At 42.1% G+C, this 17,079-nt stretch carries 7 protein-coding genes and 1 riboswitch; all 7 genes read left to right on the top strand.

Annotated elements, in window-relative coordinates:
* Positions 1-14: 14 nt before the first annotated feature.
* The 7 genes from sprA to QYZ87_06975 all read left to right on the top strand — a co-directional run bounded on the left by sprA (position 15) and on the right by QYZ87_06975 (position 16,768).
* Positions 15-6,209, top strand: a complete 6,195-nt coding sequence (sprA, locus tag QYZ87_06945) for a cell surface protein SprA (GenBank protein ID MDN4754263.1) — start codon at positions 15-17, stop codon at positions 6,207-6,209.
* Between the two features lie 346 nt (positions 6,210-6,555).
* Positions 6,556-6,768, top strand: a riboswitch (cobalamin riboswitch).
* A 109-nt stretch (positions 6,769-6,877) separates the two neighbouring features.
* Positions 6,878-8,968 (top strand): TonB-dependent receptor plug domain-containing protein, encoded by a 2,091-nt coding sequence (locus QYZ87_06950; GenBank protein MDN4754264.1) that lies wholly within the window; start codon positions 6,878-6,880, stop codon positions 8,966-8,968.
* Positions 8,965-10,149, top strand: a complete 1,185-nt coding sequence (locus QYZ87_06955; GenBank protein ID MDN4754265.1) for a YncE family protein — start codon at positions 8,965-8,967, stop codon at positions 10,147-10,149. Before QYZ87_06950 ends, QYZ87_06955 begins: the two co-directional genes overlap by 4 nt.
* A gap of 2 nt (positions 10,150-10,151) precedes the next feature.
* On the top strand, positions 10,152-12,233 hold the full coding sequence (locus tag QYZ87_06960) for a PKD-like domain-containing protein (GenBank protein ID MDN4754266.1): 2,082 nt from the start codon (positions 10,152-10,154) through the stop codon (positions 12,231-12,233).
* 28 nt (positions 12,234-12,261) lie between these two features.
* Positions 12,262-13,026 (top strand): hypothetical protein, encoded by a 765-nt coding sequence (locus QYZ87_06965; protein ID MDN4754267.1) that lies wholly within the window; start codon positions 12,262-12,264, stop codon positions 13,024-13,026.
* Between the two features lie 61 nt (positions 13,027-13,087).
* Positions 13,088-15,043, top strand: coding sequence for a PL29 family lyase N-terminal domain-containing protein (locus QYZ87_06970; GenBank protein ID MDN4754268.1), 1,956 nt, complete (start codon positions 13,088-13,090; stop codon positions 15,041-15,043).
* A gap of 582 nt (positions 15,044-15,625) precedes the next feature.
* Positions 15,626-16,768: an IS256 family transposase gene (locus QYZ87_06975; GenBank protein MDN4754269.1), complete on the top strand. Its 1,143-nt coding sequence runs from the start codon at positions 15,626-15,628 to the stop codon at positions 16,766-16,768.
* Positions 16,769-17,079 lie beyond the last annotated feature (311 nt).

Here is a 17,079-nt window from a genome sequence, read left to right on the forward strand (position 1 = left end):
AGCCAACACGATGTATGCGGTGGCAACGAATATTACTCACCCTGCTTCTCATTGCTTTATCGATGACAGCAATGGCTCAACAGTGGAGCAGAGATTCGATTGCGTACCAGCCCAGTCGTGACTTATATCTCATATACCAGCGTGACTCTCTAGGGGCTTGGCAACTCCGGAATGTCTTAAAGGGGGATGAGTATCTGAGAGAGAGATTAGACACCCTCAATTGGTCTCGCTTCTACAGCTTGAATAAGCATAAAAGCCTTCAGCCTAAGGAAAGACCTACCCTCAAGCTCCAAGCCAATGGGTATCTAAGGCTGAACCTGAATAACACAACCATAACGGACGATAATCCAGCTATACCTGTAGGACTACGTCGGAGAAGCTTTGTGGACTTTAAGCAATTGGCTAATATTCACCTACAAGGCTCATACGGCGAGCGGATCAAGCTCGACCTCTCATACAATACCGAGACGGCATTAGCCAGTCAGCGACGTCGGTTAAGACTTCAGTTTGAAGGTGAGGAACATGATTTTATCCAACGTATTCAGGCTGGGAATGTCCGAATGGAGAGCAGAAATCCTCTTATTGACACAGGTCAAGAGCTCTTTGGTATTCGTGGTGATTTTCTTCTAGGCCCCTTTTCTCTTCAAGTCGTAGCTAGCAGGCAGCATAGTGAAGAGAGAAGGATTGTCGTACAAGGGGGACGACAACTTCGTCAGGTGGAACGCAAATCATCGGACTACGATGTGGCTCAACACTTCTTCCTTTCAGAATTCTTTGCTCAGCAATATGACTATGCCCTCAGAGCCATCCCACTCATTGAGAGCGAACTATACATCGACCGTATCGAGGTCTGGGTCAGCACTTCACGCGAGGGCTCTTTGCTTCCAAATATTGAACCGATTGTCGCCTACACATCGGCGAGTCTGGTGGATAATACCCCTCCGAGTGAACAATCCTTTGGTACCAGCCCGACCCTACATATCCCTTCAGCACAACGATTGCCCGAAAGTGCTTATACCCTCAACCCCACGCTGGGCTTTATCTCACTCAATACCCCCCTGAGCGAAGGGCAAGTCTTAGCTGTCGCATATAGCTACACATATCAAGGCAAAAAGTATCAAGTCGGAGACTTTCAATCCAGTAATGGGGAAAGAAAGACGGCACTCATCAGTGGACAAGACCTATCTCCCAATTCTCCCCTCTGGGATTTGATGATGAAAAATGGCTACTCCTTACAGAGCGGGCAAAGACAACTAACAAGTGAGGATTTACAAGTAGCACTACTGCTGAGAGACCCATCCGCTGGGATTGAGAAAGCTATAGTCGAGAGGGGGGAGCAAGCTGGGAGAAGTTGGCTAGACCTTTTTGGCTGGGATCGCACCAATCGGAGCGGATCTACGAATGAGCCTGATGGACAATTTGACCTCATTGAGGGCGTCACATATTCTAGCAAAAGTAGCACGCTCTTCCTTCCTTTTAGACGACCCTTCGAGTCGGTTCCACAGGAAGCCAATAATGGAGCCTCATTTTACCCAGTTTACACTAGCCTATATGACCTCTCTCGACGAGAGGCCCAGCAATCGGCTGAGTTAGACCGCTTCGTTATTCGCAGCCAAGTCTCTGGAAGTTCCACCCAAATAGTCTCCCTAGATTCACGAGAATTAACCCCTGGCTCCGTAAGAGTAGAAAGTGGGGGACGAACCCTTACGGAAGGGAACGACTATACCATCAATTATGCCACGGGTTATCTAACACTCACTAGTGAAACAAATGAACGTGTAGAGATTATCATTCAGGAGCATGAACGCAGCCGAAGGAAAGAAAAATCTCTCGTCGGGACAGAGCTTAATTGGTCTCCACTAGCAGGCCTGAATATAGGTACTTCATGGCTGACCTACTGGGAAGATAGCCATAGAGACAGGATACGCTGGGGAGAAGAAGCCCTTAAAAGTATGATGTGGGGAATTCATGCCAGTTATAAAAGTTCTGGCATGGCTCCTACTCGCTGGCTCAATGAGTGGTGGGGAATGGATCTCAAAGAGCCCTCAGCACTAGAAATACAGACCTCCTACGCTCAGCTCCACTCATCTTACAACCTACCCGATGAAAACGACCACATCATTATTGAGGACTTTGAACAAGGTAATCAATGGATAGACCTCACCTTTCCACTTAAGTGGCAATTAGGCTCCCTACCCTCACCCGAGCTTCGGGCTCAGATGGCTTGGTTCACGATCGATCCTCTACTTGTCGCAGACGGTGCTAAGTACCAACCAGATCACCTTAGAGCTGATAAGGAGCAGAGAAAGCATCCACTCGTGCGACAGGTCATGACTCAGGAGCTATTTCCCAAGCGGGATCAAAACCCTATACTCCCAAACAATCTTATGCTCCTCAACCTTTCCTATTACCCAGAGGAGAGAGGGCCATACAATCTTGATGCTTCACTCATCACACCCGAAGGGAAAACGAATAATCCCGCCTCTCTATGGGGAAGCATTATGACCACCCTACCCATCCGTGACTTAGAGAGTAGTCGCTACAGTTACATAGAAGTTTGGATGCTAGACCCCTACTCTGTAGGCTTGGATAGCGAGGGGACACTACTCCTCGATTTGGGAAAAATAAAAGAAGAAATCATACCTGACGGAGGCTTATCCTACGAGGGGGCTCAGGAGAAAAGCCAGACAGAATGGGGTAAAAGAGCAAGTCAGCCACCGCAGCTATACGGATTTGATGCGACTGGGAATATTCCTATGGAAGTCCAAGATGTAGGGCTAAACGGATTGAGTTCCAAAGAGGAGAAAGGACACCCTACGTACGCAAACTATCTAGAGCAGCTCACCAACATAACCAATATGGACCCATGGAAAGATCAGCCCTTTGGTAATCCAGAACAGGATCCTGCTGGCGATGACTATCAATTCTTCCTTGGCGATAAATGGGATCAAATAAAGGCTCCAATCCTCGAAAGATACAAGTACATCAATGGGACAGAAGGGAATGCACTGGATAATGTCATACAGGGTGTTAGGAGTGCCGCCACTTGGCAACCCGATACCGAAGACCTCAATAGAGATATGATACAAAGCCTTGAGGAGAGTTTCTTCCGCTACGAAGTCTCTATTTCTAAAGCAGGCTTAAGTAACGTGAACCCCAATATCGTGAGTGAGAAAATCTTACAAAATGGCGAACGGTGGGTCAAACTTCGTATTCCTCTCAAAGAGCCTACCACTATTCTAGGCAATAATCCATCGTTGCAGGATGTCCGCACCGTTAGGCTCTCGCTTACTAACTTTCATAAACGGATACACCTCCGTCTGGCTCAATTACGTATCATCTCTACCGCATGGAGTAGCTATGATGCAGCCATAGACCCATCTGACCGTCGAACTGCAGCACTACACGTCGGCTCTCTCAGTACAGAGGAGGATAGCGATCGACAACCTATACCGTACGTTTCTCCCCCTGGAATACATAGAGAGATTCGTCATCAAGCCATCTCTTTAGCTCGCGATGATGAGCAAGCTCTAGCACTTGAATTCTCAGAGATAGAGCCAGAGCAAGCCGTAGCCGTTTTTCAGGAGCAGTCATTGGATCTCCGCCACTATAAGCAATTACAGCTATTCACTCATCTACACTCTCCATTGTTAATTACAAAAGGGGAGGTGGAGCTATTCATTCGTATCGGTCAGGATTATACCGAAAACTACTATGAGTATGCCCTTCAACTCACCCCGACACCTATAAGTGATTACCAAGGCATGGGTGAGCACGAGCTACAACAATTGATATGGTTACCTAATAACCAACTGAACATAACGCTCGAAGCACTAACACATCTCAAACAGGAAAGGGCACAAACTGGAGCGGACCCCTCAGTGCCATTTATACGAGCGATACTATCAAGCAATCAAGGAGAAAAGATGAGCATCAAAGGACATCCAACCTTAGGTAAAGTCTCAGCCATGTTGATTGGAGTCAGAAATAGGTCAGATCACACCATCAGAGGAGAGGTCTGGATCAACGAACTCGCCCTAACAGGTGCTAGAGATCTCGGTGGAAAAGCATTTCAAGGCTCCATGAGAGCAAATTTAGCTGAGCTAGCCAGCCTTGAATTAGATGGACGATACCAATCTGCCGGATTTGGTGGCGTTACACAAGACCTTCGAAAAAGTGAATTAATGGACCTAAAAGCCTTCAACATAAGGTCCAAACTAGAACTCGGACTACTGCTCCCCTCTTCATGGCAAGTGAATGCGCCTATTATATATGCTTATAATATCCAACGAAGTAGTCCGCTCTATGACCCCTACAATAACGATCTCCGCTATCTCCCTTCGGATAATCATCGTGCTGGCAGGATGGAGATGCTACAAAGCTTCGAAATCAAAGACCTCTATGCAGATCCCAAGAGAGATCAAAAACGTTTCTACCATATTAACAATTTCCATTTTACTTATCATCTACTAAATCGCAAAAGCTATTCACCTGAATTGGAAGATGACATCAATAGGCACGCTCGTAGTGATCTAACCTATACCTTCGAGCCAAGACAGCAAAATTATTATCGTCTTTCTAGCCGATGGAATCGTCTGTACCATTACCAACGTTACACTGGCAGTAATGAGCAAACCACCCTCAACACATTATTAAGCCGGTGGGATTGGGAACGAGCCCTTAATATTCGCCAGCAGATCCTTCCAGGGCTTCAAGCTGTTATCCAAAGCAATACGATGGCTCTAATCGATGAGCCCTTTGAGCAAAATCACTTATATGACAAGAGTGCTGAGTTCAAACTATTCACTCAAAAAATTGGCAGAGATATACTCTCTCTAGGAAAAACCATGCACTACAACAACATGATAGAACTAGGGTATCGATTACCTCTCTTTCACAAACGTGGATGGCAAGGGCTACAAGGTACAGCCACTTGGCGAAGTAACTACAGATGGGATAGAGGCCGTCATATCACAGGCAGAGAAATAGGGAATCGAGCTGAGAATGCCACGTATCTGGACGTACTCCTTCGGTATGACTTCTCTAACCTATATCCAAAGGGGAAAGCACAATTCGTCAAGTCAATGGGCATCCATTATAGACAAACCACAGGCAGTGCCATACCCGGACTTTTACCAGAGGCAGGAAAAGCGCTTGGTTTTTCGATATACCAAAAGGAATTGGCCCCTTCTATTCTCTACTTTCTAGGATTAGATCATCACAATAAAGAACTCAGACGAGTTTACGACAGAGGATGGATTACCACTGATAAAAGTCAAATTCGCCCACTAACCTACTTCAGTCGCGACGAGATTGACGCCACCCTTCACATGACGCCGATTAAAGGCCTTGAGATCGACCTACATTGGCTCACCTCTAATCATCGACATCACGAGTTACGAGGTGACGTGAGCAGCCTCGAACTCCTTACCAACGGGTCTCAACGATTTTCCATCATAGCACACAAAGGCTCTAAGCAACTGGATGTTAATAACCTACAGGAATCATTCTTCCAAAAGTATGCTATAGGAGGTCGCTTCAAAGACGGACTCCCTTCTCTCCTTTCAACACTTCCAAATATGGAAATAGCCTACCACTTCACACACCTACATCCTTGGCTTACAGAGCAATTTACTCACCTTCAGATAAGACATCGATATGCATCTTATATCGATATTCCCAATTATCACCTATCCGATGATGAGTCAATGCCATACATACCATCCATGACTATAACCGAAGACTTCAACCCGCTAATAGGACTCAGTATTGGGACAAAAAGTGGGATAAATATTGAAGAGCGATATATCCAAAGAAAGAGCTACACCCTACTCTCCACTTCTCAGCAGTTATTAGAGCAGTCAGATCACGAGGTAAGCTCTGCCATAAATGTAGCCTTTAAGTTCAAACCTCTATTCCAAAGCACACTCAAATGGCTACATAGCTTTGAGCAACAGCTCTCTTTACAATTACATCATAGATACACCAAAAGTCTCCTACACACCGAGATACTTACGAATGGCTCTAGAAGTGCTACACAAGGTGTCCTAAATCATACACTACAGGTCTCTGCTGAATATGGGCTTTCGGAAGTGATTAGCTTAAGGGCTTTTTATGAACTCCAAAACCGACGCCCTCTCGTCAGCAATTATAGTTACCCATACCGCCGTACATCCTACGGCATCATCCTCAATCTGCAATTCCATTAATATCCCTCACCGCACGAAAAAAAAGAGGTAACACATTGGAAAAAAGAGAGAAACAAAATCTAACTCATGTATAATTTGAAGAGTTAAAAACTGTCAAAATCTGTGATATATAAAGCAGAAACGTTTCTCATATGAAAAAGATATTTTTTATATGAGAAGAAAAACTCTTTCCTATAGGAAGAAATTTTGCTCATCACAGAGTGTGTCTTCTTCTGAACGGATCCGATACATTTCATCCCTGATATATACCTCTATGACATTGCCTTAAGACAGAGGCAATCACAACTATTAGTATCAATGTCAGAAACTATTGTCACCCTCATCTATTTACAAAAATAATGATTATCTTTGCGGCTGTAATTTAGGTGATACGGATCAATAATCTATTGATAGCCGTATTAAAAGGGAATCAGGTGTAAATCCTGAGCAATACCCGTTGCTGTAAGTCTCAAAAAGCACTTATTCGCACTCATATAGATCCACTGAGGGAATTTCTCCCTTGGGAAGGAAGCGAATAAGGAGACAAGCCAGAAAACCTGCCTAAATATTTTTTATAACCAGAGACGTCACTTTCGGGATTAAGAGTGCGGTAGGTTCGATAAAGATAGCATAATATCATTATGCGTTCTTTCTTCCCTTAATGACGCTCACAACCGTGCAAAAAATTGATGATTGATACCTTATGTATTGGTCAAAAGAGAAGAGTTGGGTATTTGACACTCGCCCTTTTACTTCTTGCTTTTGGTAATACGCTACGCGTACAAGCTCAGTACAACAAGGAGGATTCAGTAAGATGGGACATGGCACTACCTAATGTAGAGGTAGTGGCAAAGCGTCCTTATGAAATCATTCCTCCACAAAGGCTAAATGGTCCAGAGCTAAAAAAACTAAGTAGTTTTTCCGTTGCTGATGCGATTCGTTATTTCTCGGGCGTACAGGTCAAAGACTACGGTGGCATAGGTGGTTTGAAGACCATCAATGTCAGAAGTATGGGGAGCCATCATGTCGGAGTCTTTTACGACGGTGTACAACTAGGGAATGCACAAAATGGTCAGGTGGACCTAGGGAAGTTCTCATTAGATAATATTGAGGAAATATCTCTATACAATGGGCAAAAGAGTGAGACACTGCAATCGGCAAAAGACTTTGCCTCCGCAAGTTCTGTCTACCTACGCTCAAGGACGCCATCTTTTAAGGGCGACAAGAGATATCATATTAGGGCTAGCTTTAAGACTGGTTCGTTTGACCTTATCAATCCAGCCATTTACTATGAGCAAAAGATTAGCGACCACGTTTCGATGTCTGCTAGTGCCGAATTGGTAAAATCATCAGGTAAATATAAATTTCGATACAGACGGGTACACCCTGCCACTCATGAGGTGATGTATGATACCACAGCCATTCGTCAGAATGGAGATATTCTCTCACTCAGAGCAGAAGCAGGGTTATATGGAGACTTAAGACAAGGGAATTGGAAAGTAAAAGGATACTTTTACAACTCCAAACGTGGGATCCCTGGTGCTATCGTTAACAATGTCTTCAAACACGCACAGAGGCAATGGGATCGAAGCCTATTTGTGCAAGGCTCTTTGAACAAATCGATTGGAGATCGATATAGCTTTGAGGTAAACGCCAAGTGGGCTTACGACTATATGCATTATGTGAATCCTGATACTACTCTAATGCTCATTGACAATCAATTCAATCAAATTGAGTGGTATCTCTCAATGGCTAATAGGTACAAGATCAAAGAGTGGTGGAACGTATCTCTGGCCTCAGATGTGATTTATAATACTCTCGAGTCAGATATGGATGGATTCGTCTATCCCAAACGTTTTACGTGGCTCACAGCTCTCTCTACTGCGATCGATACAAATAAGATAAAATCTCAAGCAAGTCTTCTCTCCACATTTGTAAGAGAGAACATAGATAGAGGAAATGTACACGAGGATGATGAGGCCGAGTCAGCACCAGACAAGTTCGAGCTGACCCCTTCTCTATTTGTCACGTACAAGCCGTGGGAGGACTATGACTTTAACATAAGGGCATTTTATAAATACATCTTTAGGATGCCGACATTCAATGACCTATACTATACCGACATTGGCAATATTAAGCTTAAGCCAGAGTACACGCACCAGTATAATATTGGATTTCAATATGCCCAGAAGTATGATAAGGGGATTGTCCAAGGATGGGATGTACAGTCTGACTTTTACTTCAATAAGGTAACAGATAAGATCGTTGCGGTACCCAAAGGAAGTGGTCAGTATAGATGGATGATGATGAACCTTGGCTATGTGGAGATTCTGGGGATGGACTTTGCGACTTCTGGTACGTTCAGACTAGGTAGTGAGTTAGCTCTCAATCTAAAACTAACCTACACCTACCAGAACGCCCGGGACTTCACGAAGAGAGAGAACCCCTTCCTCCAAGAGACCACTTATGGAGGACAGATAGCTTATATTCCATGGCATAGTGGCTCGGTATTGGGAAGTCTGCTCTGGCGTGGCTGGCAGCTCAATTATAGCTTTATATACGTAGGTGAGCGGTATCATAGCTCTGCTAACATCAGAGAAGATTATGAGCAGCCATGGTACACAAACGACTTGACATTAGTCAAAACGTTTAAATGGAAAGGAATAGACTACAGACTAGCTGCTGAAGTTAATAACTTTCTTAATCAAGACTATGAGGTCATTCTCAACTACCCAATGCCAAAGCGTAATTACAAGTTCAGCGTAACAATAGAAATATGAGAAATCAACAGAGAATATATTTTTGGATACTCCTATTGAGTCTCGTCGTCCCACTCATTAGCTCATGCCGTGGAGATGTGGAGCTGATTCTCTCCGAAGAGAAAAAACTGACTCCAGATCCTATAGCAGCGGAGGATTATGTGGGGTTCTACCTTCTGAACGAAGGAAATATGGGCTCCAATAAGAGCACCTTAGACTTTTTAGAGTTCGAGACAGGTATATATCATCGTAACATCTATGCTGAAATCAATCCAACCGTCCCAAAAGAGATGGGAGATGTGGGAAATGATATCAAAATCTATGGCAATAGAGTATATGCTGTCATTAACTGTTCGAATAAGGTAGAGGTCATGGATGCGTACACTACCAAAAGGATTGGACAGGTGGAGATCCCTAATTGCCGATACATCAAGTTTGATGGTGCTTATGCGTATGTAACCTCATACGCAGGCCCCGTCAAGATAGACCCGAACTACACTCAACTCGGATACGTCGCCAAAGTTGATACCGCTACACTTCAGGTCGTTGGGAGATGCTTAGTGGGATTTCAACCAGATGAGTTAGAGATAGTAGAGGGTAAGATATATGTAGCCAATTCAGGTGGATATATGGGTGCTGGAGACCTTAGAGGATATGAACGCACTGTATCTGTGATTGACATTGCCACATTTACAGAAGAAAAGAGAATTGATGTAGCATGGAATCTTCATAGAATACGTGCGGACAAAAGAGGAGATCTATGGGTCAGTTCTAGAGGGGATTATAAGGGCTATCCCTCACGCTTATACTTTATTGATCGAAAAAAAGGAGAGGTAACAGATACTATTCCAGTATCGGCCACACACTATTGGTTGGATGATGATCTGCTCTATGTCTACGGGGCAGAATACAGCTATATCAATAAAAGTGAGTGGTCCTTTTCCTACGCTATCGTGAATACTCTAACTCATGAGATCGTCACAAAGAATATCATAACGGATGGAACTAATAAATTGATAGAGATGCCATACGGAATAATGGTACACCCTGTCACAAAAAATATATACATCACTGATGCTGGGAACTTTGTCACACCTGGAGCACTATACTGCTTTTCACCATACGGAGAAATGAAGTGGCGGGTACGAGCTGGCAACATACCAGCACACTTTACACTATTACCCAAAAAGAAACATAATTAAATATGAAACGGATAACTAGAACCATCATTTACACGAGTGTACTAATGCTGCTTATAGCCTCGTGTGTCAAGATTGATAAGAAAGAGGATATCATTATCAATCCACCTCAGATCGAAAACCTAGAAAAGGAATATGCCGTAGTAGAAGGGGAGATCTTAACCATTACGCCCAACATTACGAATGGCTTAAATGCTAAGTACAGCTGGGCTATAGATGGAAAAGAGGTTGCAGCCACATCCAAACTCACCTATTTGGCTAAGACGCCTGGAGTTTATAGGCTAACTCTGATTGTCTCTAACGATGGCGGGCAGGACAAGAAGGAAACAAAACTAACCGTTTTAACCAAAACGGCACCACCAGTAATAAGCGGTCTGCTGGACAGCTATGTCATAAAGCAGAATGAGGAGCTGATTCTTGAACCTAAGATTGTTGGTGCTGGAGATATTAGTGTACAGTGGTTCGTCGATGGAAAGAAAGTGGGCGATGAGCCATCCTACAAATTCGCCTCTGCTAAAGTTGATGAATTTACCATCAAAGTAGAAGTCAATAACGAAGGAGGTAAGACAGAAAAAACTATTAAGATCAAAGTAGTTGAGAAAGGGTTACCACCAACCATTACGAATATCAAAGAAAAATATGAACTCCCTGTTGGAGCAAAGTTATTGCTAGAGCCATCTATCTCAAGTACTGGCAAAACAAAGATTGAATGGTTTGTTGGTGGAAAACTAGTAAGCCAAGAGGCTAAATATACATTTAGTTCTACCAACCCTGATGAGCACCAAATCCTGCTCAAGGTAACAGATGAGAAGGGAAGTAGTGAAGTAAAGAGTTTGATAGTCACAAAACAAGAAAAGCAACAGCTCAAAACAGCCATTCATAAAATCTTTACGATTCCATTATTAACTACAATTCCTACAGGGCAAGACGTTAAGCTAATCGTAGCTAATGTCTCTAATCAAAATAAGCTCTATCGTGCAAGTTTAGTGGAGGACAAGACAGCTTCTTTCTTAACTTACGAATCAGGTAATTATGAATTACATCTACTCATTAATAATGCTGTAGCTGAAATTATAAATATTACAGCCGAGCGAAAGTCAGGCAACTATTCACCATATATCAGCAAGGTATTTGATTATATGCCTGCTCCTGGACAGTTTGTAAATAAACTTCCTGAATACTCAGAAGGAGATACATACGAAGATATGGTAGAGAAGGCTAATAAATGGCTGGTGGGCGAAGACACATGGATGATTACTCTAGGTGGTTGGGGTGGCTATGTAATCTTCGGCTTTGATCACACCATCGTGAATGTAGAAGGATTGAAAGACTTCAAAGTCAATGGGAATGCCTTCCAAGCACATGACAATAAACGTCCTAATGCTCCTGCTGGAGGCAGCTGTGAGCCTGGGATAATCATGGTGGCGTATGACAAGAATATGAATGGTAAGCCCGATGATGATGAATGGTATGAGATCAAAGGTAGCTCTAACTTTAGTTCTAAAAATGAGCCATGGTATCATATAGCGGTTGAAAATGGGAATGATGTAGAGGTCTATCGTGATTATGAGATGACCTATACTCGACCTACAAAAGAAGATCCTGAAGAAGATGCTCAACCTGAAAATCCAACAAGCTATATCACGATCAAAGATTATATCCCATGGTCTGATAATAAGGGCAATAGTGGATATAAAGTCAAGAATGTATATCACACCCAAAGCTACTATCCACGTTGGATAAAGGATAATGAGATCACCTTTAAGGGGATTCGATTGCCTGAGAATGCTATCAATGAAGGAAAATATAACCCAGGCATCAATGATGGAGGTGTGTATTTTGTATTGTACAGCTTTAACTACGGTTATGTAGATAATAAACCCAATAATGAGAATGGGGCTGCAATTGATATAGACTGGGCTATTGATAAAGATGGAAATCCAGTTCATCTACCTGGAATAGACTTTATCAAGGTTTATAATGGTGTTAATCAAGAGAATGGATGGCTAGGAGAATGTTCTACAGAAGTAGACCGAGGTGAAGATCTCCACTTACTTGACAAACAGATTTCTGCGACATCACACTAAATTATAATACGTATTAAAATTTAAAATTATGAAACAAAAAAAATCAATTCTCTGCTTACTCTTTGCACTTTTTGCATGGATGAGTGTCTCATGTACAGACAATGCTAGTCTTCCTGAGATAGATAATAATAAGAGCGATGCTACCCTTGTTCAAGGTCAGCCATACAATTGGGGAAAGTCTACACTTTCTCCTATCCCTGAAAAAACATTGGCGAGCCTGCGTGATGGAGATCCCAACTTTTCAATGGATGATATTGAGTATTGGGTTGGTAATGGATCTAAGCAAGCAGCACTAGTCATTGAGTGGCACGATGGAAAAAGTCCTGATGCTCTAGTGTGGGGTTACCGCTGGGATGGCGACGCTCACGGTATTGATATGCTTAGGGCTATTGTAAAAGCAGACAAGAGACTTATCTTCCTAACACATATGACTCAGTATGGCAATACTATTGCAGGACTTGGTTATGATATAAATAAGACTGGAAAACACTATTTGATTTATAAAGACAGTAAATTCATGCCCACTGATGGAGTTGTTGAAACTGATGCATACAATTACGATGATTGGAGCTACTCTGACTCTGAAGATCATTGGCTATCAGGTTGGTACAAGGGTTATTGGAGTTACTGGGTAAAAGATTCCTTTAACGAAGATTGGAGCTACTCCAACTGGGGGGCCTCTAGTAGAGTATTAAAAGATGGTAGCTGGGATGGATGGTCATTCTTAGATGATATGAGTAACTGGTCAGGTAGACCTTTAGGATCCAAATTTGTACCAGCATCAGCAAACTAACAAACGCATATAGACAATAATAAATTAAAAAGCATATTCTAAACTTTAAAATTTTACTAAAATGAAACATTTAACAAGAGTATTTGTACTCGTCATCACAGCAATGCTTGCTTATAGCTGTGCTTATGATGATTCGGAGATCAGAAAAGAAATTGATCTTATCAAGACCGATATAACTGGTCTCAAAAAGGAAACAACCGCAATAAAGGAAATTGTTGACGCCCTAAACAAAGGGAAATATATCTCAGCAGTCGAAGAACAGACTGGAAAGAATAGCTATAAAATCACTTTTAGTGATGGGAAAACTATTGAAGTAAAAGATGGTAAGGCTGTACCAGTGATTGGTGTAAAGGAAGAAGATGGCAATTACTACTGGACCATCACAACAGATGGTAAGACTGACTTCTTACTCGATAATAATGGGGACAAGCTTCCTGTATCAGGTAAGCAGGGTGAAGCTGGAAAGCCAGGTCAACCAGGAAACGATGGAAAGACTCCTGAACTTGGGATAGATGCAGAGGGATACTGGACTGTTAATGGCAAACGTATCATAGATGCCAATAACAAAGAAGTTAAAGCTGAAGGTGAGGGATTCATAAAAGAAATTCTTGAGGAAGATGAAGAAGTGATTTTTATACTCGCAGATGACACCGAAATAAAAATACCAAAACTACCTGACACTCATCTTTACTTTACAGAAGCTGCTGACAATCCTATCTTTGTATTCAAACCTGGAGAACAGAAGAGAATGCGTATAGCCTATAGTAACATCGTAAAGATGCAGATTACTAACATACCTGATGGTTGGGAAGTTAATCTTCATAAGCCTGATAAATATGTTAATGTAAAGGCTCCGTCTAGCAATATGACATTAGGTAGAAAAGAAGTAGTACTAAGGGGTTGGGACAAAAAAGGACGCGTCTTTGAAGCGGTAGCGGTAGTGTCCGTTTCTGATCCAAAGGTCGGATATGGAGACAAACTCTCCACACTTATACTAAATGAAGGTAACATGACCACCGATAATGGATCATTAATTTACATTTCTCCTGATGGGCAAGTGATAAATAACATATACTCTCTTATTAATGGGAAAGAGCTTGGTAATGTGACTCAAGATCTTTTCATCAAAGATGGTAAGATGTGGATTATATCTCAGAATGGAGGTACAAATGCGATGGGTAATGCCTTCCAAAATGAAGGGATGTTGGTGAAAGTTGACCTCAAGACCATGAAGAAGGAAGTTGCATTTGATAACGAATTGAAGGACGAGAAAGGCAAGTACAAACTGGGATGGCCTACTCATCTTGCTGTACTAAATGATAAAAATATTTTCATCAGAGACAATAGTGGTGTTTCTCACTTTGATAGTACTACTGGTAAGCTAACATTAATAGAAGGGACTAGTGGTGCTGAAAAGAATAGAATGGCGGTAGCCAATAACAAAGTCTTTGTCATCAAGAAAAAGGACTTATTTGTTTTTGAAGCCGATAAGATGGAGATCGTAAAGACCATAACCTTTTCTGCTAACGTTACAGGAATCGAGAAATCTAAGGACGATAACATATGGGTAGCCGTTGAAAGTAAGCCTGGTAAATTCATAAAACTAGATAGCAAGACTTACAAGACTATCCAAGAAAATGAAGTAACAGAAGGTGGACTAAGCCGTGGTTGGACCAGTACTCCAGCATTCTCAGCTAAGGGCGACACCCTATACTACAATAATGGTGGTTTTACTATTTATAGACACATCTTTAGCCAAAAAGCAACTAAAATGATGGTCAATACAAAGGATTATGTCGAAAATGCTAACATTGTGTATAATGCAATAGGCGTGCATCCAATCACTGGCGATGTATATATTAATACAATTAAAGGGTTTGGTTGGGACTTTGTCACTAACGAAATCTCTGTTTTTAATTTTGATAATCCTGATTCATCAGTATCCCCATATAAAACTGGTTACAAGAATTATACTCGTTTCCCTGCCGGTATATTCTTCCCTGCCAACTTCAACTAATAAAGTTAGTTCATTACTATAGTTTTCAGGGTGTACATTATGTCCGAATAGACATAATGTACACCCTGACTTTATTAATTAGCACAATCAAAAAACCTAAGTCACTACGATGGTGATTAACAGGATAACTTTTCAATAAAGACGCAAAAGCAAATACATTTTTGACTCCTTATTAATCTGCGTCAACGCCTATGAGGATATCCGTAAGGAGCATTATGGGGAGGAACCCTCTGAGCTAATCGAAACGCTTTCTCTCGATATGACCTTGATCGGAATGTATCTGCTAACATCTCCGCATCTCGCCTATTCATGATGTGTGGTATTAGCTCTTTATAGATTCTATAAGCTTGTTTCTCAGAACGTTCGAGATATAAGATATCAGCACACTGCCTTCTGGTTAAGACTATCCTATTCGGTAGATTACGTATTACTCTACGTCTCTGATGATCAGAAGAGGAAACTTTTAGCTGATAGTATAACCTAGAAAATTCGATACTGTCCCCAAAAAGTGTGTAAGTCCCAAGAATGTTATCTTTGAAAAGTTAAAAACAAAAGATAAACAAGAAGATGAGACTTACACAAATGCAATTTAAGGAAATTCTATCAAACGTGATGACAGAGCCAAATGGAGTTGGTCGTTTAATGGAGTTAATCATCGAAATAGCGATGCAAGGGGAGAGGGAACTGTATAAAGAAGATAGTGGCGATGTGAGCAATGGATACCGCCCCCGTCGCATCTTTGCGAGTGGTAATATGCTAGAATTACGAGTACCCCGAACTCGACAGCAGGGCTTCATGCCCTTGATTTTAGGCGTTCTCAAAGATCAAGAGAAAGAGATGGGAGAACTAGCAGGTTATCTATATAGCTGCGGTAATACGATGGAGGATATCTCTGGAGTATTCGAGCGTTTGTATGGTAAACGTTATAGTACGAGTCAAATCAATCGTCTCTCCTTATCGACCCAAGAAGCAGTAGAAGAGTGGCGTCAAAGACGTCTACCGAGGACTTTAGAGGCACTTGTTATCGATGCTACATATCTTCCTGTACGGAGAGGAGAAAGTGTGAGCAAGGAGGCATTTTTTGTAGTGATGAGTTTAGATAGCGAAGGACGTCGAGACATCGTGGGTGTCTATAATAATCCAACAGAGGGAAGCGGCATCTGGGGCGAGTTTTTTGAGGATCTAAAAAGCCGAGGACTCGAAGAGGTAGGACTAATCATTTCAGACGGGTTGAATAACATTGAAGAGGTTGCACGTGAGCACTTTACAGAAGTGGAAGTCCAGCTCTGCACGGTGCATCTACAGCGAGAAATAACTCGAAAGATACGCCCTCGAGATAAGTCAGCCATCGCAAGTGATCTACAGGAGGTCTTTAGTAAAGACGGCTCAAGAAGCTCACCTTTAGATGGCCTAGAGAGCTTTAAAAACTTTGCGTTCAGATGGCGTAAGAGCTATCCTTTTCTCACAAAAATAGCTAACGGTCAGAGGATAGAGTATTACTTCACATACCTAAAATACGACGTCAGTGTTCGCAAGTACATTCATAGTACTAACTGGATAGAACGCTTCAATAGACAGGTAAAGAAAGGGGCTCGATATAAATGTGCATTACCTAGCGTAGAATCCGCTCTACACTTGATAGGTAGTATTGCAATCAATGCAAACTATCTGAAGAAAAGAATAGGAGATCTAACTCTTGGACTTAGGAAGAACAATGAAAAGTAAATAACAACAATGTGCTTTATTTTCCAACACAAAGATATCAACCTAAAAGAATACGGCAAGGCGGTGTCTCCGCGGTGCTACGACAGCCTTGCCTTAATTCTTTATTGGTCTATCTTTAATGTTTATGGAAAACAAAGCGAAAAAATATGTAGGTTTGCTTTTCAGAGACGCATTCTGCCGTACACACTTTTGGGGACACTACCGAAAATTCAGATGAAGAAAGTCTATATCTCCTTTGCTCATATCTATTACGAGGATGCCCACGTCGTTGATCTTTTACGACAATGACTTTCCCCCTGCGAGCAGGTGGA

The organism is Porphyromonadaceae bacterium W3.11 (assembly GCA_030434245.1).
Taxonomy (GTDB): Bacteria; Bacteroidota; Bacteroidia; order Bacteroidales; family Porphyromonadaceae; genus Porphyromonas_A.

What these genes read in the sequence shown, in the direction of transcription:
- sprA (MDN4754263.1), top strand. Translation starts at nt 15, where the DNA reads ATGCGGTGGCAACGAATATTACTCACCCTGCTTCTCATTGCTTTATCG.
- QYZ87_06950 (MDN4754264.1), top strand. Translation starts at nt 6,878, where the DNA reads ATGATTGATACCTTATGTATTGGTCAAAAGAGAAGAGTTGGGTATTTG.
- QYZ87_06955 (MDN4754265.1), top strand. Translation starts at nt 8,965, where the DNA reads ATGAGAAATCAACAGAGAATATATTTTTGGATACTCCTATTGAGTCTC.
- QYZ87_06960 (MDN4754266.1), top strand. Translation starts at nt 10,152, where the DNA reads ATGAAACGGATAACTAGAACCATCATTTACACGAGTGTACTAATGCTG.
- QYZ87_06965 (MDN4754267.1), top strand. Translation starts at nt 12,262, where the DNA reads ATGAAACAAAAAAAATCAATTCTCTGCTTACTCTTTGCACTTTTTGCA.
- QYZ87_06970 (MDN4754268.1), top strand. Translation starts at nt 13,088, where the DNA reads ATGAAACATTTAACAAGAGTATTTGTACTCGTCATCACAGCAATGCTT.
- QYZ87_06975 (MDN4754269.1), top strand. Translation starts at nt 15,626, where the DNA reads ATGCAATTTAAGGAAATTCTATCAAACGTGATGACAGAGCCAAATGGA.